We start from the raw sequence: 19,491 nt of genomic DNA on the forward strand, positions 1-19,491 counted from the left end.
TCAGGCGTAAAAGGTTAACCGCTGGGCGAGCAGATCGACAAAGGCTTCACGGTCGACATCCAGCATCAGGGTAGTATTGGGCCGATTGCCGGTCAGATGGTAGTAATCGACCACCGTCATCCCCTGGGTATATTTTCCTTCCGTTTCCACGCCGACCCAGCGTTCGATAGTGGTGAAGATCTCCGGCTTGAGGAGCCAGGCGATGGTGCAAGGATCGTGCAGCGGCGCGCCGTCGAAGCCCCACTTTTCATCCTTGTGGTAGGCCATAAAGAAGTCGAGCAGCTCGGCGACAATGGTCGACACCGGATTGCCAATCTGGCGGAATCGCTCGATATCGGCAGGAAGGATTTGCGCCTTATGGGTGACGTCAAGGCCCGCCATCACCACCGGGATCCCGGACTGAAAGACCATTTCCGCGGCCTGCGGATCGACGAAAATATTAAACTCCGCCGCCGGCTGCCAGTTGCCCAGCCCCATTGCGCCCCCCATGATCACGATGCGGGCGATTTTCGCGTGCAGCTCCGGGTGGCTGGCGAGCAGCAACGCCACGTTAGTCTGCGGCCCGGTGGCCACCAGAGTCACCGGCTCCTGGCTTTCCCGCAGCACCCTGGCCATCAGCTCGACGGCGGTGCAGTTCTGCGGGGCAAAGGTTGGTTCCGGCAGGCTCGGGCCATCCAGTCCGCTCTCGCCGTGCACGTTATCGGCGATGATCAGATCGCGCATCAACGGCTTCCACGCGCCGCCGGCCACCGGGATATCCGGCCGGTTCAGCAGCGTCAGCATACGCAGCACGTTGCGCAGGGTCTTCTCCGGGGTCTGGTTGCCCGCGGAAGCGATGACGGCTTTCACCTCCAGCTCCGGCGAGGCGAGGGCGAGGACCAGGGCGATCGCGTCATCATGTCCCGGATCGCAATCAATCATCATCGGCAGTGCCATAGCAGCTCCTTGTTGGCGTTGTTCTGTGACCAGACTAACGCTGTGAGGCGAGGCAGACGAGATGGTGTGCAGAATAGTGTGATGGAGGCCACGATTGCTGCGATGGCATCGAGTATCGTCAGGCGATCGTCGGCAGTCATATTGCCTCACCTTGCGATGGCGCAAGCTGGCGCCCGCCGCGGCGCGATATAATAGAAAAATTGCTAATCCTTACGGATATTAATGGTTTGCTTTTCGGTGAGCGGATTCTTATCCTTAAGAAAACTCAAGAGGTTATTACGATGAAAGATGTAGTAGATAAATGCAGTACCAAAGGCTGCGCCATTGATGTCGGTACCATCATTGATAACGAGGACTGCGTCTACCGGGCGGAGAAAATGTTCCCGAGCCGCGAGGAAGCGGAATCCACCGTAGCCGCCGTGCGCGAACGTGCTGCCGCCGCGGCGCCGGCCAGTGAACCGCCGCAGGTCGATTACACCATCGCCGCCGTTGGCGACGAGGTTAAACTCGATCTCGCCATCGCTTTCTCCTGCCAGGCGGAAAAGATCATTTTCGAGTTATCCCTGCGAAATCTGCTTTAACCCGCGTCCGTGGGGAAAACGCCACATCGTTAAGCCTTCCCCGCCAATCACCGCCGGCGGGGAAGGGGCGTGTTATTCGAAGCGCCAGGCGAGGTTCAGGCCGATGCCGTAGTTGCGTCCGGGAGCAGGCTCGTAGTAGCGCCCGTTGGATTCATTAACGATAACGGACCCGACGTACTCCCGGTCGAAAAGGTTGTCGACGCGGCCGAACAGATCCATGTCCATCCTGCCGTAGCTCCATTTATAGCCGGTCGTCAGGCCAACCACCGTCCAGGAAGGCGCTTTAGCCGTGTTTTCGTCATTCGCCATGATGTCGCTCATGTAGCGAATATCGCTGCCGGCGTACCAGCCCTGCTCCGGCTGATAGCCAAAGGAGGCGTAGCCCATATTGCGTGCGATCCCCGGAATGCGGTTGCCGTTGCAGCTGGCGTCGTCGCAGACGTTGGTGCGATAGGTCGCGTCCAGCCAGGTCCAGGCCGCCTTCAGACGCCAGCTCTCGCCAAACTGCTGATCCAGCCCCAGCTCCATCCCCTGACGACGGGTCTTGCCGGCGTTTTTATAGCTGGTGCGCCCGCCGCTGCTGCTGTCGACCACGATCTCATTATCGGTATTGGTCTGGAACAGGGCGGCGGTGAGCAGCCCATTGCCGAGCCGCGTCTTACTGCCGATCTCCACTGTGTCGTTGGTGGAGGGCTTCAGGCCGAAATTAAGGCCGCTCTGGTTATCGGAGCGGTATGACAGTTCGTTAATGGTCGGCGTCTCGAAGCCGCGGCCAGCGGAGAGGTAGACGTTCCACGCGTCGGTCAGAGCATACTTCAGCGAGCCTGCGGGCAGCCACTTGTGATAGCTGGCATCACCGCTATCATCGCCATTGCCTGGGGTGATGTAGTAGTCATTCGAGTCGAACCATACTGAGCTGTAGCGAACCCCGGCATCGAGCGAGAGTTTGTCCGTTAACTGCCACTGGGTCTGCAGGTAGGGGTCAATGTTCCACATCAGGTTGCGTTCGTTACGGCGCAGCGCACCCTGTTCGCCATACTGCGGCGCGCCGTTGACCATCACAAAGTTTTCATACCCTTTACGGCGCTCGCTCATGTTCTCGTAATCGAGACCGGCGGTCAGGGTGACGGGCACCAGCAGCTCTCCGCGATGGGTCAGGCGGGTATCGATTCCCTGGTAGTGACGGGTGAGATCGATCACCCCGCCGGCATGGCTCGGTTTCAGCTGCGGCGTGCGCGGGATCGACTGGAACTGCGTGGTTTCACGTTCACCGGCGTACATCATGACGCTGAGATCGTCCTGGGCGCTCAGCTGGCGCTCATAGCGCAGGCCGGCCTGGGTCTGCCGGGTATTCTTGCGGGTATTATACTGGTCGCCGCGCGGCGACTGGCGCGGGTTATCGCGCCATTCGTCGGCGGTTAAGCCGCCGGCGTCATTGGCTTTGATATCCACGCTGTTCAGCAGCAGCGTCAGCTTACTGACATCGTTGATGCGCACCCCCAGTCGGGCGTTCGCCAGATTTTTGCGTGCGCCGCTGTGATCGCGATAGCCATGAGTGGTGAAGCGGTTGGTCGAGACCGTGTAATCCACATCGCCTGCATGGCTGCCGTCGCCAACGGCGCCAGTGGCCTTCATCCCGTAGTGCCAGGTACCGAAGCTGCCATAGTAGCTGCTGGCTTCCACGGTGGGCGGCTGGGTGCCGGTCTGGCTGGTGACGTTGATCACCCCGCCGGACGAGTTACCGTACAGGGCAGAGAAGGGGCCGCGCAGCACCTCAATGGTGTCGACGCTGCCAATATCGATATTCGAGGTCTGCCCCTGGCCGTCTGGCATGGTCGCCGGAATACCATCGACATAGATGCGTAGCCCGCGCACGCCATAGGTGGAGCGAGAGCCAAAGCCACGAATCGACAGTTGCAGATCCTGGGCATAGTTTTGCCGGTTCTGCACCTGCAGGCCCGGTACGGCGCCCAGTGATTCAGAGAGATTGACGCGCGGGGCGGCCTGGCGCATTTCATCCCCATTGACCACGCTGACGGCGGCGGGGGTATCCAGTTCAGAAACAGTGGTTGGCGCGGCGGTCACCACCATGGTTTGTTCATCAGCGGTCTGGGCCGCGGCAATCAGCGGTAGCAGCAGCGCCGGCAGGGCGGCGTGACGCACGGACAGGATTTTCATCGATAGTACTCGGGAGACGAACCAAATGGAACATATGTAGATATGTTACCCCGTTTGTAAAACATTTGAAAATTATTAACCGCCGTTGGTTAACGGATAGTGCTTCTTGCTGATGAATTTACCGAACAACAACAATTAGCGCTCCACTTTGAGATAAATAATGATTACTATTCGCATTCAAAAATAAGGGTAAAGCCAGGACTTTACCGCCGGAAGCGATGTCGGGTCAGCACATACTGGTTTATCAAAGGGAGTCGTCATGTCACTACGTCATTTTGCCGCGCCGCGTCTGCGCCATTCACTGTTATTCACCTCTCTGCTGCTGGCAGGTAGCTTTAGCGCCCACGCTGCGGATGAGATGCTGCGTAAGGCCGTCGGAAAAGGGGCCTACGAAATGGCCTACAGCCAGCAGGAGAACGCGTTATGGGTCGCCACGTCGCAGAGTCGCTCACTGGACAAGGGCGGTATTGTTTATCGTCTTGACCCCACCACCCTGGACGTGACGCAGATTATTCACAACGATCTGAAGCCGTTCGGCGCTGCTATCAACCATGCCACCGGCATGCTGTGGTTTGGCAATACCGTCGACAGCACCGTCACCGCCATTGACGCCAAAACCGGCGCCGTGAAAGGGCGTCTGGTGCTGGACGAGCGTCAGCGCAGTGAAACCGTACGCCCACTGCAACCGCGCGAGCTGGCGGTCAATGAGCAGACCAACACGGTCTACATTACCGGTCTGGGCAAAGAGAGCGTGATTTGGGTGGTAGATGGCGCGACCCTGAAGCTGAAAACCACTATTACCGGCACCGGGGCAATGGCGACGGGTCTGGCGATCGATCCGCAGGCGAAACGCCTCTATACCACCAATGCCGACGGCGAACTGCTGACCATCGACAGCGAGAGCAATACCATTGTGTCGCGCAAGAAATTGCAGGACGATGGCAAAGCGCACTTCTACTTAAACCTGAGCCTTGATACCGCCGGTCACCGCGCCTTTATTACCGACAGCAAGCAGCCGGAAGTGCTGGTGGTCGATACCCGCGATGGTAAGGTGCTGGAGAAAATCGCCGCGCCGGAATCGCTGGCGGTGCTGTTTAACCCGACGCGTAATGAAGCCTATGTGACGCACCGTAAGGCCGGGGAAGTCAGCGTTATCGATGGCAAGCGCTACAAGATCGTGAAGACCTTTAAAACGCCGACTCACCCCAACAGCCTGGCGCTTTCTGATGACGGCAAAACGCTGTATGTCAGCGTGAAACAGGCTTCCAGCCGTGAGAAAGAGGCCACCGCGCCGGACGACGTGATCCGCATCGCGCTGTAAGATGCCCGGGGCGACGACGATCGGTCAAGGTCGCGCCCCGCATGCCGCCCGGCACCTCACCCTCTGTTACAAACGCGTATTGGCCTGATAAACCAGATGGTTATACACTTAACGCTTTCCCGCCTTGCGCGGGCAGTGGTAATCAGTGGAGATAAAATGAAAAAGCCATTTATGGTGATTTGCGCCGGTGCGATGCTGGCGCTGCTGGCAGGCTGTTCGTCCAACTACGTTATGACCACCAAAAGCGGTCAGACGATCGTCACCCACGGCAAGCCGCAGCTGGATAAAGAAACGGGGATGACCAGCTATATCGATGAGTCTGGTAATAAGCGGGAAATTAACAGTAGCGACGTGTCGCAGCTGGTTGAGGATAACTAAATCCTGACCTCCCGGTTTGTCCGTCGCGGGCAAACCGGGAGTCCTGCCAGTTACTTCCTGAGCGTCGGCGCCGTACTGTGGATCGCATGCACGCGTTTACGCACGCCAAACCAGCCAGCTACCAGCAGCACCGCCAGCAGTGGAATTGAGCCAATGGTGTAAGTGCCGTTCGGATAATCGAAGGCCATCAGCACCAGCACACTGAACAGGAACAGCAGCGTCAGCCAGGAGGTGAATGGCGCCCCCGGCATTCTGAAGCTCACCTTCGCCGCTTTTCCTTCCTTGATCGCTTTGCGCAGACGCATCTGACACACCACGATAAAGCCCCAGGAAGCAATGATCCCCAGCGACGCGACGTTCAGCACGATCTCAAACACCTGCGACGGCACCAGATAGTTGAGGAACACTCCCACCACATACACCGCCAGCGTCGCCAGGATCCCGGCGTAAGGGACGTGGTGACGGCTCATCTTCGACATAAACTTCGGCGCGGAGCCCCCCATCGACATGGAGCGCAGGATACGTCCGGTGCTGTAGAGGCCGGAGTTGAGGCTGGAGAGGGCGGCGGTTAACACCACGATGTTCATTACGCTGCCGATATACGGTACGCCCAGTTTGGAGAAGAAGGTGACGAACGGGCTCTGTCCTGCCTGGTAGGCGGTCCACGGCAGGAGCAGCACCAGCAGCACCACCGAACCGACGTAGAACAGGCCGATACGCCAGATCACGCTGTTGATGGCCTTCGGTACCATCGACTCCGGATCTTTACACTCGCCGGCCGCGGTGCCCACCAGTTCAATGGAGGCGAAGGCAAAGACCACGCCCTGCACCAGCACCAGCGCCGGCAGAAGGCCGTGAGGGAAGAAGCCGCCGTTATCGGTGATCAGATGGAAGCCGGTGGCATTGCCGTCCAGCGGCTTACCAGAGCCGAGGAAAATGGTGCCGACCACGAGGAACGCAACGATCGCCAGCACTTTGACCAGCGCGAACCAGAACTCCATCTCGGCGAACCATTTTACGCCGATCATGTTCATGGTACCGACGATCGCCAGCGCGCCGAGGGCGAAGACCCACTGTGGCACATCGCCAAACGCGCCCCAGTAGTGCATATACAGCGCCACGGCGGTGATATCGACGATCCCGGTCATGGCCCAGTTAACGAAGTACATCCAGCCGGCCACGTAAGCGGCCTTTTCACCGAGGAATTCCCTGGCATAGGAGACGAAGCTGCCGCTCGAGGGGCGGTGGAGAACCAGTTCGCCGAGGGCGCGAAGAATAAAGAAGGAGAAGATGCCGCAGACCAGATAGACCAGGGCGAGCGCTGGCCCTGCCATTTGTAAACGTGCCCCGGCGCCGAGGAACAAACCGGTACCGATAGCGCCGCCGATGGCGATCATCTGTACCTGACGGTTGCCCATCGCTTTGTGATAACCCGCTTCATGTGAGTTGAGCCAGTGGCGTTTCGCAGCATGGTGCTCCGCTGCAGTGTCGTGTTTCGTATTCATTGATGTATCAGTTTCCTGTCAATGCCCATGTTTGCAGCCGGAGTGGATGACGGCTGGCACATTATGCTGGCTTTCTCATCATTCTGACGTAGGAGATAAGCTCAGACATGGCGCTGAATCCTACACGTAACGTAATAGTTACGCACCTAAAACATTTACCGATAGCATTTGACAGATTTATCAATGAGATCAGCGTCGCAGAGTTTCCAGCAACAGAGTGAAAGCGCTGGTATGCTGGCGTCGACTGGGGTAGTAGAGATGGTAGCCGGGGAAGGTGGGGGTCCAGTCCGCCAGCACTTGCACCAGCCGGCCACTGGCTAAGGCCTCCGCCACGCAGTCATCCGGAACGTAGGCCAGACCGAGGCCCGCCTCCGCCGCATCGATGCGCTGCGGCAGGCTGTTGAGGATCACTTGCCCCTCCACCCGGACCTGGATATCCCGGCCGTCGCGGGCAAACTCCCAGGCGTAAAGTCCACCTCGTGTCGGCAGGCGCAGATTGATGCAGCGATGCTGCGCAAGATCCCAGGGCGTCTGCGGCGTACCGGCCTGCTGCAGATAGGCTGGCGAACCCACTACCGCCATCCGCATATCCGGGGCAATGCGCACGGCAATCATCTCTTTCGCTACCTGTTCGCCGAGTCGCACCCCGGCGTCAAACCGGCCATCCACGATATCCGTGAGGCCATTATCAACAGTGATTTCGATGTTAATATCCGGATATTGCAGCATAAATGGCTTTAGCGCCGGCCAGAGTACGGTGCTGGTGGCATGCTCCCCGGCGGTGATGCGCAGGTTGCCCGCCGGGCGTTCGCGCGTATCGCGCAGCGCGGTCAGCGCCCGCTCCATCTCCTCCAGATGCGGACCGAGGCGCTGAATGAGTCGCTCACCCGCCTCGGTTGGTACCACGCTGCGGGTGGTGCGGGTCAGCAGCCGCACATCAAGACGCGCTTCAAGATGGCGCATGGCATGGCTGAGCGCCGACTGCGACACGCCGAGCTGGGCCGCTGCGCGTGTAAAGCTGCGCTCACGCGCTACCACCATAAAGGAGAGCAGATCGTTTACGTTCTCTTTTAGCATAATCTTTCCGGATTGATGAATACCGCTCACAGGTACGCAGAGTGTAAGCCCGACGGAGGGGAGGCGCCAGTCTGATAGCCGGACGCAGTGGAGCAGAATGATCACGACGGTTAACAACGCAGGGTTTAATTCATCAAGACGGTGAATGTGATGTAAGATGTCCAAAAAACTGCAGCGCCAGGCGAACCCACACAATGACACCCTTACACTTTCATAAATATCACGGGCTGGGTAATGATTACCTGGTATGCCATCGCGACGTTGCCGAACAGTTGAGCAACGAGCATATTCAAATGCTGTGCCATCGCCACTATGGCGTGGGATCGGATGGTCTGCTGATCGACAGCGGCGATCAGATCAATCCCACACTGCGTATTATCAATCCGGACGGCTCCGAAGCGGAGAAAAGCGGTAACGGGCTACGGATCTATGCGCGTTATCTTTTTGATATCGGTCGCGTCGGCCATGAGCCCTTTCTGGTACATACGGCGGGCGGTGACGTTTATTGCACTGTGCATGGCGATGTTCATCAGATTAGCGTCGACATGGGGCGGGCGAATTTCAATCCGGCGGCGCTGCCCGCCTTAGTGAATTTGCCTGAGGCGGTGAATTATCCTTTGCCGCTGGCGGATGAAACCCTGTCCGTCGTGCTGGTCTCCATGGGCAATCCCCACTGCGTTGTCCTCGTCGATAAGCTCGACCTGGCGCAGGTTCATCGTTTAGGGCCGCAAATCGAAAACCATTCCTTGTTCCCCAAACGCACCAATGTCCAGTTCGTGGAAGTTATCGATCGCCATACGCTAAAGATTGGTATCTGGGAGCGGGGCGCGGGGTTCACGATGGCCTCCGGGAGCAGCAGTTGCGCGGCTGCCAGCGCGATGCGCCGGTTAGGGAAGGTGGACGATCGGGTGGATGTCAACATGCCTGGTGGTCAGCTGCACATCACCTTCGACGCGGATTTTCAGGTCCGTATGCGTGGCCCGGTGCATAAAATCGCCAGCCTGACGCTGGATAAAGACTGCTTTGTTGGCGGCAGCGCCATCTTCACTGGCGCTGCATAACAGATGGCGCGGTCAGCCTGAAATTAACTCTTCTGAGGATCAGCCGACGGCCCGTTTGCCGAACAAACGATGGTGGCATGATCCCACCAGGCATTGTGCTTAACATCGGTGGCAAGGACGCTAAACTGCGCCTGCTGTATCTCATTCAGTAAAGCCGGGAGGGGTTTAAGCGTACGCCAGGGCTGCCCCTCTTTCAGGAGATGATGCTTGACAGGATCGTAAGTGGCGAGGTCTTCAGCATAACGAGGAAGCCCGCACATAGAGCCGATCACCAGCCGGCCTGCGGGTTTCAGCAATCTTCTCGCCTCGGCGAAAAAATGGCGACGCTCATCTTCCAGCAGACAATGTAAACAGCTGCCATCAATGATTAAGGCAAACTGGGCATCCTCACATTGAGAAAGATGACAGACGTTGCCGACGAAAAATGTGGCGTCCAGACCCGCTTGCTGAAAACGGTCTTCTGCCCAGCGGATCGCCGTTTCGGACACATCAACACCCGATACGGCATAGCCTCTTTCCGCCAGATACTGGGCTGCCATGGCACCATTGCCACATCCCAGTTCAAGTACCGGCGCGCCGGGAGCGGGTAAATAGCCATGGGCATCCAGCCAATGAAATGTTTTTTCTTGTTGTATCTTTGCCCTGGCAAAACCATCACCCGCCCAGGCGCTGGCTCCGTTGGCTAACAGTTGTCTGTAGCGGGCTTCATAGGGGTTCATCCTGAAAACACCTTTTATCATTGATAAACATCACTACTATATACGCCATTTAACATTGAAATAAGTATTCGTTTGGCTACCAGGGAGAAACAGAGATGAACATCAACGTGGTCGGCACCAGCGGCTCAGGCAAATCCACTCTGGCCCGGCGCCTGGCGCACAGGCTGGGACTACCCTGGATCGAGCTCGATCGCCTGTACTGGCGGCCGAACTGGCAGGGCACGCCGGATGAGGCGTTTTTCGCCGCTATTGCCGCCGCTACGGCCTCGCCGGGCTGGGTGCTGGATGGCAATTACAATCGCAGCCGCAGCGTCAAATGGCGCGAGGTGGATCTGGTGATCTGGGTCGACTATAGCCTCTGGCGCACGCTGCGCCAGGCGGTGTGGCGGGCGACGAGCCGGGCGTGGCGGCATCAGGAGCTGTGGCCGGGCACGGGCAACCGCGAGAGCTTTCGCCGTTCGTTCTGCAGCCGGGAATCCATTATCCTCTGGACGCTGAAAACCTGGCGGCAGAATCGCCGACGCTATCTGGCCGACATGCAGGATCCGCAATATCGTCATATTCGCTTCGTCCGGGTGCGCAGTCCGCGGCAGGCTGAGGCGCTGCTCCGCGAGCTGGAAGCGCAGCGGCCAGGCGGGCATATCTAATTTTCAGCAGTACACATGTGAATTAATTGTTTCTCAATAGTTAGCTGAGATTTTAATAATGCAGGCACGTACTTTCATATGAGCCTGCGAAATGTCTTATCGAATCAGTATCCTGGATAAAAGTCCGCTTGCCGCCGGGGAAACCGCCGCGCAGGCGCTGGCGCGTACATTAACGCTGGCGCAACACGCCGAAGCCTGGGGTTATCACCGCTTCTGGGTCGCCGAACACCACAATACCGATCAGCTGGCGAGCCCCTCGCCGGAGCTGGTTATCGCCTGGCTGCTGGGCCACACCCGGCGCATTCGTCTTGGGTCCGGCGGCGTCATGCTCCAGCACTACAGCCCCTATAAAGTCGCGGAAAACTTTAACCTGCTGGCTGCCCTCGCGCCGGGTCGCATCGATCTCGGGGTGGGCAAGGCGCCTGGCGGCCTGCCGCTCTCCACCCGCGCCCTGCAGCAGGGCCTGCATCAGGAGGAGAAAGGGACCTTTGCCGATCAGCTGGCGCAGCTGGATAACTGGCTGTCACTGACTGAGCCAGGGGGAGAGGAGAGCCTGCGCGCCACGCCGATCCCGCCGCGCCGGGCCGACGGATTTCTGCTCGGCGCCAGCCTGGAGAGTGCGGAACTGGCCGCCCGTCTTGACTGGAACTTCGTGTTTGCCGCCCATCTCAATGGCGACAGCGCGCTGCGCCGCACGGTGATCAACCGCTGGCGCGAGCTCAGCCCGCGTGAGGCGATCGTCGCCGTGCAGGTGGTGGTGGCTGACGATCCGGCCACCGCCGCCGCGCTGGCGCAGCAGGTCGAGGTGTGGGGCGTCGAGCTGGAGAACGGCCAGCGGGTGACCGTCGGCAGTGAGGCTCAGGCCGTCGCCTTTGCCCGCCAGGCTGGCAGCCGGCCGACACGCATCCACCGCCGCGAATCTTCACTGATCTCCGGTACTCCCGAACAGGTTAAAGCCCGGCTTGACGCGCTGCAGGCGGAAGATCAGCTGGATGAATTAATCATTGATACCCCCATTAGCGACGGGCCAGCGCGCCTGCACTCCCTGCGCCTGCTGGCGCAGGCTCACTACGGCAAGGAGGTGCTGAATGTCCTTTGAACAACAACTGATTAGCTGGCGGCGCGAGCTGCACCAGAACCCGGAGCTCTCCCTGCAGGAGGTAGCCACCACCGCGCGGATCCGCGACTGGCTGCAGAGCGGCGGGCTGACTCTGCTGCCCTTCGATCTGAAAACCGGGCTGGTCGCCGAAGTCGGCAGCGGCGACAAGGTGATTGCCCTGCGGGCGGACATCGACGCGTTGCCCATCGAGGAGGCGACCGGTCTGCCTTACCGCTCGCAAAATGAAGGGGTGATGCATGCCTGCGGCCATGATATTCACACCAGCGTGATGCTGGGGGCGGCGCTGCTGCTGAAGGAGCGGGAAGCGGAACTCCCGGGGCGGGTGCGGATCCTGTTTCAGCCGGCGGAGGAAAATTTTGGCGGCGCGAAAACCCTGATCCGCGCCGGGGCGCTGGAGGACGTGTCGGCGATCTTTGGCATGCACAATGAGCCCGGCCTGCCGGTGGGCGAATTTGCCACCCGCGGCGGCGCGTTCTACGCCAACGTCGACCGCTTCGTCTTCAAAGTGACCGGGAAGGGGGCGCATGCCGCCCGTCCACATGAAGGAAAGGATGCGATCCTGCTGGCCAGCCAGCTGGTGACGGTGCTGCAGAGCGTGGCCAGCCGGGAAGTGAACACCCTCGACTCGGTGGTGCTCAGCGTGACGCGGATCCAGGGAGGCAATACCTGGAACGTGCTGCCGGAGAGCGTCGAGCTGGAAGGGACGCTGCGCACTCACAGCAGTGAAGTGCAGCAGCGGGTCAAGGCCCGGGTCAGCGAGATCGCGGCCGGTTTCGCCAGCGCCTTTGGCGCACAGATTGACGTCTTCTGGTATGCCGGCCCGACGGCGCTGGTCAATGACGCCCGCTGGGCCGACTTCGCCAGCGACGTGGCGGCCCAGGCCGGGTACCGCACCCATCACGCCGATCTGCATCTCGGCGGCGAAGATTTTGCGGTCTATCTTCAGCATATTCCCGGGGCGTTCGTCAGCATCGGCAGCGCCAGCGAATATGGTCTGCACCATCCGGCATTTAATCCGGACGAACGGCTTATTGCACCCGCAGCGCACTATTTCGCCCAGCTGGCGGAACAGGCATTACAACACATTTAATGGATGACAGGGGAAGGGGTAGCTATGTCTGAAAATCGACAATTGCGTCTGGGAACGATATTACATGGCGCATCGGGAAATATGTCCGCCTGGCGTCATCCGGCGGCGCAGGCGGACGCCAGTATTAATTTTAACTTCGTCACAGAGACGGCGTTAAAAGCGGAAGAGGGGAAGCTGGATTTTATTTTTGTCGCCGACGGGTTATATATCAATGAAAAATCGATTCCCCATTTTTTAAATCGCTTCGAACCTTTAACGGTACTTTCCGCGCTGGCCGCGGTCACCCGGCGTCTGGGACTGGTGGGGACCTTATCGACGTCGTACAGCGAGCCGTTTACTACCGCCCGTCAGTTCGCCAGCCTCGACCATTTAAGCCAGGGACGGGCGGGGTGGAACGTGGTCACTTCGCCGCTGGAAGGGTCAGCGAAAAACTTCTCCCGGGCCCAGCATCCGGATCATGCGCTGCGCTATCGCATTGCCGATGAATATCTGCAGGTGGTGAAAGGCTTATGGGATTCATGGGAAGAAGACGCCTTTGTGCGCAATAAGGAGACTGGCCAGTTTTTTGATAAAAATAAACTGCATACGCTCGATCACCATGGCGATTTCTTTAAAGTGGCCGGGCCGCTAAATATTGCCCGCACGCCGCAGGGACGGCCGATTATTTTCCAGGCCGGCGCGTCGGACGATGGTAAGAAATTAGCTGCACGCCACGCCGATGCCATTTTTACCCATCAGGAATCGCTGGCCGAGGCGCAGGCATTTTATCAGGATGTCAAAAGCCAACTCAGCGCATATCAGCGCACCCCGGACCAACTGCATATCTTCCAGGGCGTCAGCGTCATCGTCGGGGATGACGCCGAGGATGCGGAACGTCAGTACCAGACTACCGCGGCGCTGGTTTCCATCGAGGATGCGCTGAATTATCTGGGGCGGTATTTCGAACACCATGATTTTTCACAGTATCCGCTTGATGAACCGTTCCCGGATATTGGCGACCTGGGACAAAACAGCTTCCGCAGCACCACCGACGAGATTAAACGTCACGCCCGCGAGCGGGGATTAACCCTGCGCCAGGTGGCCCTGGAGGCAGCGAGTCCGCGTCCGCGCTTTACCGGCACCGCCAGCGATGTCGCCGATGGCCTGCAATTGTGGTTCGAACAGCACGCGGCGGACGGTTTCATTATTCAGGGCGGCACGCCGGAAACCTTCCCGCGCTTTGTGGATGAGGTGGTTCCGCTGTTACAGGCGCGCGGCCTGTTCCGTCGCGACTATCCGGGCACCACCCTGCGGGAAAGTCTGGGTCTGGCGCTACCTGCTAACCAATTCCAAAAATAATAAAAGAGAATCACGCTATGCAGAAAACAACACTCTTGCTGGCCGTCGCGTTGGCATTTAGCGCCTCGTCGTGGGCCCAGGACGTCAAGATCAATGGCACCGGGGTGAGCCTGGAGGCCAACAAAACGCCGATTCACACAGCGAAAAATCCACAGGCCATTGCGCTGTTGCCGAAAGATCTGCATCTGGCGGTGCCGGGGAAATTCACCGTCGCGGTGGCAGCCCTGAACTCACCACCGCTGACGGTCTTCGCCGATGACAACAAAACCCTGCTCGGCAGCGAGACGGATATCGCCCGACTGGTGGCGGAGAGCCTCGGACTGGAAGTGAACGTGGTTCCTACTTCATGGGAAGACTGGCCGCTGGGGGTCACCTCCGGCAAATATGATGCCGCGATCAGCAATATTACCGTTACCAAAGAGCGCAAAGAGAAGTTCGATTTCGCCACCTACCGCAAAGATTCGCTGGGCTTCTACGTCAAAAGCACCAGTCCGCTGAGCAAAATTGACAAGGCGGAGGACATCGCCGGGCTGAAGATTATCGTCGGCTCCGGTACTAACCAGGAGGCGATCCTGCTGGCGTGGAACGCGGAGAACGTCAAGAAGGGGCTGAAGCCGTTTACCCCGGTCTACACCAAGGATGACGCCGCTCAGACGCTGGCCCTGCAGACCGGGCGAGCCGACGCCTTTTTCGGCCCTAACGTGATTGGCGCATGGAAGGCGGCGCTGACCGGCAAAACCAAACTGGTGGGCAGCGTCGATGGCGGCTGGCCGAAAGCGGCGCATATCGCGGTGACGCTGAAAAAAGACAGCGGGCTGGTGAATGCCGTCCAGGCGGCGCTGAACGGCGCTATCGCCAGCGGCGATTACGCCAAAGTGCTTAACCGCTGGGGCGAAGGGGTGGAGAGTATTCCGCAATCAGAAATCAACCCACCCGGACTGGGCGACTGACAGGAGGCGCGATGAGCGAAGCATTCCGCGATATTTCTCCGGACGCACCGGAGCTGCAGCCGATTATTAGCGGGCTGTTTGCCGAATATGCCGCCCGCTACGGCGACTATTTTTCCCGCGATGCGGAAGTGGAGTTGACTGAGTGGTATTTGCCGCCGCAGGGGCTGTTTATCGTCCTTGAGCGTGAGGGAGAAATTATCGCCACCGGCGCTTATAAACCGAAAGATCGCCACACCGCGGAGATCAAACGTATCTGGACGCACCGCCGTCTGCGCCAGCAGGGGCTGGCGGCGAAGGTGGTCCAGGAGCTGGAACGGCGGGCGGTGCTGGCCGGGTACAGCCATATCTACCTGACCACCGGCTTCCGTCAGCCGGAGGCGGTAAAGCTCTATCTCAGCCAGGGGTATGAGGCGCAGTTTGACCTCACGCGAGACCCGGAAGAGTACAGTCAGCCGCCGTACGATGGCCGGCTGCGGTTCACTAAAGCGCTGGCGGTGAGCGCCTTCAGTCACAGCGCTTGAGGAGGCATGATGCATTCATCTGAAACAATAAAAGTGGTGCCGGCGCGCTATCCGCTGCGGGTGGTCGGGGCCCTGGTCGCCCTGCTGGTGCTGGCGGTGGTGATCCAGTCGGTGGCCTTTAACCCGCGCTGGGAGTGGGGCGTCTTCGCCCGCTGGTTCTTCGACCCGGTGATCCTCGAGGGGCTGGGACAAACCCTGCTCCTGACCCTGCTCGGCACGGTGCTGAGCGTGATCTTCGGCGGCCTGCTGGCGCTGGCCCGCTTATCCTCATCGTGGCTGCTCAGTAGCCTCGCCTGGGGTTATATCTGGCTGTTTCGCTCGCTGCCGCTGATTGTGGTGCTGATTATTCTGTACAACTTTTCCTATCTCTACGACACCCTGTCGCTGGGGATCCCGTTTACCGGCGTCACCTGGGCCAGCTATCAGACCATTAACGTGCTGGGGCAATTCTCCACGGCGGTGGTGGGCCTGACGCTGGTGCAGAGCGCCTATACCGCGGAGATTATTCGCGGCGGCTTTTTAGGGGTCGACCATGGGCAGTATGAAGCCGCCGCCGCGCTGGGGCTTCCCGCCTGGCGACGCACGCTGCGCATTATTCTGCCGCAGGCGCTGCGCACCATCCTGCCCTCCGGCTTCAATGAGATCATCAGTCTGGCCAAGGGAACGGCGATGGTGTACGTCCTGGCGATGCCGGAACTGTTCTACACCATCCAGATGATCTACAACCGTACCCAGGAGGTGATCCCGCTGTTGATGGTTGGCGCCGCCTGGTATCTGGCGATCACCAGCGTCCTCTCCGCCATTCAGTATCTGGTGGAACGCGCCCTGGCGCGCAGCGAGCGCCGCTCGGCGGTAAACAGCGCCCGCAGCAGTCGTCTGAATCAACCCGCACGTCAACCACAGCCGCAGGAGGCCGTTCATGCCCAGCTCTCATAATGGCCATATCTCTATCACCGGGGTCAGCAAATACTATGGCCGCCACAAGGCGCTGGACGATGTGTCGCTGGAGATCCCCCCGGGCACGGTGACGGTGATCCTCGGCCCTTCCGGCTCGGGCAAGTCCACGCTGCTGCGCACCATCAATCACCTCGAACGTGTCGATGAGGGATTTATTCAGATTGATGGCGACTATATCGGTTATCGCCGCAAAGGCGACAAGCTGTATGAGATGAAAGAGAAGGAGATCCTCCGCCAGCGGATCAACGTCGGCTACGTGTTCCAGAACTTTAACCTGTTTCCGCACCTGACGGTGCTGGAGAACCTGATTGAGGCGCCGATCGCCCACAAGCAGGTCACGCGCAAAGAGGCCATTGCCCGCGCCTGGGAGCTGCTGGACGTTGTCGGACTGCGCAATAAAGCCGACGCCTGGTCGCGGCATCTCTCAGGCGGGCAGCAGCAGCGTATCGCGATTGCCCGGGCGCTGGCACTGGACCCGCGGGTGATCCTGTTTGATGAGCCCACCTCGGCGCTGGATCCCGAGCTGGTGGGCGAGGTACTGGATGTCATCAAGAAGCTGGCGCGCTCCGGTACCACCCTGGTGGTGGTGACCCACGAGGTAGGCTTTGCCCGCGAGGTGGCCGACCAGGTGGTGTTTATGGTCGACGGCAGGATCGTCGAGCAGGGCAGCAGCGACGAGGTGCTCAACCATCCGCAGCATCCGCGTACCCGACAGTTTTTATCCAGGGTGCTGCCGTCATGAACAGAGCGCTAATGACCCTTGTTCTCAGCGCTTTTGCCATGAGCGCTCAGGCGGCGCTGGATCTGCGCGCCAATGAGCAGCCATTGCCGGTCACCCGCGACCCGCAGGCGATAGCGAAAATTCCGCCGGGCTATCGCTTCGTCGAGCCGGGGACGCTGACGGTGGCGATCTCGGCGCTCAATTCGCCGCCGCTGGCGCTGCTGGCCAGCGACAACCGCACGCGGATCGGCAGCGACCCGGATATGGCCCGCCTGCTGGCCGGAAGCCTTGGCCTGAAGCTCAGGCTGGTGCCCACCGCGTGGGAGGACTGGCCGCTGGGCATCGCCTCCGGCCGCTACGACGTGGCGATGATCAATATCGCGGTGACCGAGAAGCGCAAAGAGAAGTTCGATTTTGCGACTTACCGGGTGGATTCCCTGGCCTTCTCGGTGAAATCCACCAGCGACATCGCCATGGTAAACGGACCCGCTGACCTCGCCGGGCGCAAAGTGATCGTCGGGTCCGGCACCAATCAGGAGCGGATCCTGCTGGGCTGGAATGAGGACAACCGTGCCGCCGGACGGCCGCAGGCCCAGCCGGTCTACCTGACCGATGATGCCTCCGGCAACCTCTATATCCAGTCCGGGCGAGCGGATATCTTTTTCGGCCCGCAGTCGGTGGCAGCCTATAAGGCCGCCCTTAACGGCCAGACCCGGGTGGTGGGCCTGGGGCCGAAAAAAGCGTGGGTGGCGACGACCACTAAAAAAGGCAACGGCCTGGTCTTTGCCCTGCAGGCAGCCCTCGACGGGGCGATTGCCCGCGGTGAATATCAGAAGGTGCTGGCGCGCTGGGGAGAGCAGGGCGAGGCGGTGGCGCAGTCGGTGGTCAACCCGCCGGGGATAACCTACTAAAAAACCGCTGTTTCGCCGGAGTACGACGCGAAACAGCGGAGGCGAATGCTCGCCAGGGTCTTCAATCAAACGGTGCGCGGAGTGAGCGTCAAGCGATCCAGCGGCCCAACGATAAACAGATAGGAGAACAGGCCAAGCACGCCCATGGAACCGACGTAGAGGATGGCGTAATCAAACGAGTGGGTGTTGGCGAGGATCACCCCGATGACCAGCGGGGTAATGATGCTCGCCAGGTTGCCGCACATATTGAACACGCCACCGGCAATACCGAGCATCTCTTTCGGCGAGGTGTCGCTCAGCACGCACCAGCCGAGGTTCCCGAAACCTTTGGCAAAGAACGCCAGACTCATGGCGGCGATCACCACCACTTCCGAAGAGGTGTAGTTGGCGACGACAATGACGCAGGAGAGCAGCATGCCGCAGATCACCGGGAGCTTACGGGCGGTGGTCAGACTGTAACCGCGTTTCAGCAGCCAGTCCGAAAATACGCCGCCCAGCAGGCCGCCGATAAATCCAGCTATGGCCGGGATACTGGCGACAAACCCGACCTTGAGGATTGACATGCCTTTGGCCTGGTAGAGGTAAGTCGGAAACCAGGTGAGAAAGAACCAGGTAATCGATGTGACGCAGAACTGGCCGATATAAACCCCGATCATCATGCGATTGACGCAGACGCTTTTAATCTGCGCGAGAGTTAATTTTTGCGGCGTTTTTTGGCTACCTAATTCCGGTACGCCGCCGCCTTCACGAATATAATTGAGCTCCTGCGGGTTAATTTTAGGGTGATGTGAAGGATCCTTCACTTTTACCAGCCAGAATATCCCCAGCACCACCCCGATAGCGCCAATATAATAAAAGACATAGTGCCAGCTTAAATTATGCAGAATGATGGTCATCAGCGGCGTAATAATGCCCAGCGAAATATACTGCGCGGCCTGATAGACCGAGGTGACAAATCCACGCTCTTTATTGGGGAACCACTGGACGCTCAGGCGACTGTTGGCCGGAAAAGCGGGCGCTTCAATGGCCCCCATCATCAGACGCAGGATCACCAGCACAACCAGCGGACTGGCAAACAGATAAATAGTGCCCTGAAACATAGTGACGACCGACCAGCCAATCAGCGCGCAGCCGTAGACCAACCGCGAACCATATTTATCCAGCAGCCAGCCGCCGGGGATTTGCATAATGACGTAGGAAATACCAAACACCGAAAAGGCCAGGCCCATTGCTTCAGGGTCAAAACCTAACTCTTTACTCATCATCGGCGCGACAACGGACAGGGTGGCCCGGTCAGCATAATTAAATACGGTCGCGAGAAATAAAAAAACCAATATACCGTAACGCACGTTGCTGCGTTTTATTTGCTGTTGCATGTTATTCAACTCCTTTGCAGGGTTGTGAAGACACGTCATCTTTCATGCCGCTTTGATGCTTGCTGACGGATTTCGTGTATTGCGAGTACAGCGGGTCAGAGGTT

Annotated in this window: 18 protein-coding genes and 1 pseudogene; 13 read left to right on the forward strand and 6 right to left on the reverse strand. The window is 59.2% G+C overall.

The genetic code is table 11. The annotated features are described in order from the left end of the window. Nucleotides 1–936: a pyrimidine-specific ribonucleoside hydrolase RihA gene (rihA, locus tag HMPREF3142_RS02620; protein ID WP_070611520.1), complete on the reverse strand. Its 936-nt coding sequence runs from the start codon at nt 934–936 to the stop codon at nt 1–3. Here rihA and HMPREF3142_RS27300 point away from each other — a divergent pair. Both HMPREF3142_RS27300 and HMPREF3142_RS02625 read left to right on the forward strand, forming a co-directional pair. After that, the gene (locus HMPREF3142_RS27300) at nt 898–1,128 is read left to right on the forward strand and encodes a hypothetical protein (protein ID WP_071599449.1); all 231 of its coding nucleotides are present in this window, start codon (nt 898–900) and stop codon (nt 1,126–1,128) included. The two genes, rihA and HMPREF3142_RS27300, sit on opposite strands and share 39 nt — an antisense overlap. An 89-nt stretch (nt 1,129–1,217) precedes the next feature. Continuing rightward, nucleotides 1,218–1,517 carry a DUF406 domain-containing protein gene (locus tag HMPREF3142_RS02625; RefSeq protein WP_016161172.1) on the forward strand — a complete coding sequence of 100 codons (300 nt, stop codon included), beginning with the start codon at nt 1,218–1,220 and terminating at the stop codon, nt 1,515–1,517. A gap of 72 nt (nt 1,518–1,589) precedes the next feature. On the opposite strand, the gene pqqU is transcribed toward HMPREF3142_RS02625, so the two are convergent. After that, nucleotides 1,590–3,695 carry a TonB-dependent receptor PqqU gene (pqqU, locus tag HMPREF3142_RS02630; protein ID WP_049157883.1) on the reverse strand — a complete coding sequence of 702 codons (2,106 nt, stop codon included), beginning with the start codon at nt 3,693–3,695 and terminating at the stop codon, nt 1,590–1,592. 259 nt (nt 3,696–3,954) lie between these two features. Here pqqU and HMPREF3142_RS02635 point away from each other — a divergent pair, with 259 nt between their 5' ends. Both HMPREF3142_RS02635 and HMPREF3142_RS02640 read left to right on the forward strand, forming a co-directional pair. After that, the gene (locus HMPREF3142_RS02635; RefSeq protein WP_070611522.1) at nt 3,955–5,016 is read left to right on the forward strand and encodes a 7-bladed beta-propeller protein YncE; all 1,062 of its coding nucleotides are present in this window, start codon (nt 3,955–3,957) and stop codon (nt 5,014–5,016) included. Nucleotides 5,017–5,172: 156 nt separating this feature from the next. Next, the gene (locus HMPREF3142_RS02640) at nt 5,173–5,394 is read left to right on the forward strand and encodes a YgdI/YgdR family lipoprotein (RefSeq protein WP_002906779.1); all 222 of its coding nucleotides are present in this window, start codon (nt 5,173–5,175) and stop codon (nt 5,392–5,394) included. A gap of 50 nt (nt 5,395–5,444) precedes the next feature. On the opposite strand, the gene ansP is transcribed toward HMPREF3142_RS02640, so the two are convergent. Both ansP and HMPREF3142_RS02650 read right to left on the reverse strand, forming a co-directional pair. Continuing rightward, nucleotides 5,445–6,899, reverse strand: a complete 1,455-nt coding sequence (gene ansP, locus HMPREF3142_RS02645) for an L-asparagine permease (protein WP_008804699.1) — start codon at nt 6,897–6,899, stop codon at nt 5,445–5,447. Between the two features lie 189 nt (nt 6,900–7,088). Next, a complete protein-coding gene (locus tag HMPREF3142_RS02650; RefSeq protein ID WP_008804700.1) occupies nt 7,089–7,976 on the reverse strand; it encodes a LysR family transcriptional regulator in 888 nt (295 codons plus the stop codon). Nucleotides 7,977–8,170: 194 nt separating this feature from the next. Between HMPREF3142_RS02650 and dapF the strand changes: the two genes are divergently transcribed. Beyond that, nucleotides 8,171–9,037: a diaminopimelate epimerase gene (gene dapF, locus HMPREF3142_RS02655; RefSeq protein WP_008804701.1), complete on the forward strand. Its 867-nt coding sequence runs from the start codon at nt 8,171–8,173 to the stop codon at nt 9,035–9,037. A 23-nt stretch (nt 9,038–9,060) separates the two neighbouring features. Here the strand turns inward: dapF and HMPREF3142_RS02660 are convergent, their stop codons facing one another. Further along, nucleotides 9,061–9,756: a class I SAM-dependent methyltransferase gene (locus HMPREF3142_RS02660; RefSeq protein ID WP_070611524.1), complete on the reverse strand. Its 696-nt coding sequence runs from the start codon at nt 9,754–9,756 to the stop codon at nt 9,061–9,063. A gap of 95 nt (nt 9,757–9,851) precedes the next feature. Between HMPREF3142_RS02660 and HMPREF3142_RS02665 the strand changes: the two genes are divergently transcribed. The 8 genes and pseudogenes from HMPREF3142_RS02665 (at nt 9,852) to HMPREF3142_RS02705 (ending at nt 18,011) form a co-directional block, all read left to right on the forward strand. Continuing rightward, on the forward strand, nt 9,852–10,403 hold the full coding sequence (locus tag HMPREF3142_RS02665) for a P-loop NTPase family protein (RefSeq protein ID WP_022065415.1): 552 nt from the start codon (nt 9,852–9,854) through the stop codon (nt 10,401–10,403). Between the two features lie 91 nt (nt 10,404–10,494). Beyond that, nucleotides 10,495–11,502, forward strand: a complete 1,008-nt coding sequence (locus tag HMPREF3142_RS02670) for an MsnO8 family LLM class oxidoreductase (RefSeq protein ID WP_012541571.1) — start codon at nt 10,495–10,497, stop codon at nt 11,500–11,502. After that, the gene (locus tag HMPREF3142_RS02675; protein ID WP_012968083.1) at nt 11,492–12,613 is read left to right on the forward strand and encodes a M20 peptidase aminoacylase family protein; all 1,122 of its coding nucleotides are present in this window, start codon (nt 11,492–11,494) and stop codon (nt 12,611–12,613) included. The genes HMPREF3142_RS02670 and HMPREF3142_RS02675 overlap by 11 nt, the downstream gene beginning before the upstream one ends. Nucleotides 12,614–12,637: 24 nt before the next feature. Beyond that, nucleotides 12,638–14,901, forward strand: a pseudogene (locus HMPREF3142_RS29715) (NtaA/DmoA family FMN-dependent monooxygenase). Nucleotides 14,902–14,912: 11 nt separating this feature from the next. Continuing rightward, the gene (locus HMPREF3142_RS02690) at nt 14,913–15,422 is read left to right on the forward strand and encodes a GNAT family N-acetyltransferase (RefSeq protein ID WP_008804708.1); all 510 of its coding nucleotides are present in this window, start codon (nt 14,913–14,915) and stop codon (nt 15,420–15,422) included. A 9-nt stretch (nt 15,423–15,431) separates the two neighbouring features. After that, on the forward strand, nt 15,432–16,358 hold the full coding sequence (locus HMPREF3142_RS02695) for an amino acid ABC transporter permease (protein WP_008804709.1): 927 nt from the start codon (nt 15,432–15,434) through the stop codon (nt 16,356–16,358). Further along, the gene (locus HMPREF3142_RS02700) at nt 16,342–17,121 is read left to right on the forward strand and encodes an amino acid ABC transporter ATP-binding protein (RefSeq protein ID WP_012541573.1); all 780 of its coding nucleotides are present in this window, start codon (nt 16,342–16,344) and stop codon (nt 17,119–17,121) included. The genes HMPREF3142_RS02695 and HMPREF3142_RS02700 overlap by 17 nt, the downstream gene beginning before the upstream one ends. A gap of 38 nt (nt 17,122–17,159) precedes the next feature. Then, on the forward strand, nt 17,160–18,011 hold the full coding sequence (locus tag HMPREF3142_RS02705; protein ID WP_176747604.1) for a transporter substrate-binding domain-containing protein: 852 nt from the start codon (nt 17,160–17,162) through the stop codon (nt 18,009–18,011). 65 nt (nt 18,012–18,076) lie between these two features. Here the strand turns inward: HMPREF3142_RS02705 and HMPREF3142_RS02710 are convergent, their stop codons facing one another. After that, the gene (locus tag HMPREF3142_RS02710) at nt 18,077–19,387 is read right to left on the reverse strand and encodes an MFS transporter (protein WP_023340237.1); all 1,311 of its coding nucleotides are present in this window, start codon (nt 19,385–19,387) and stop codon (nt 18,077–18,079) included. Between the last annotated feature and the right edge of the window lie 104 nt (nt 19,388–19,491).

This window comes from Klebsiella sp. HMSC16C06, from assembly GCF_001808325.1.
Classification (GTDB): Bacteria; Pseudomonadota; Gammaproteobacteria; order Enterobacterales; family Enterobacteriaceae; genus Klebsiella; species Klebsiella variicola.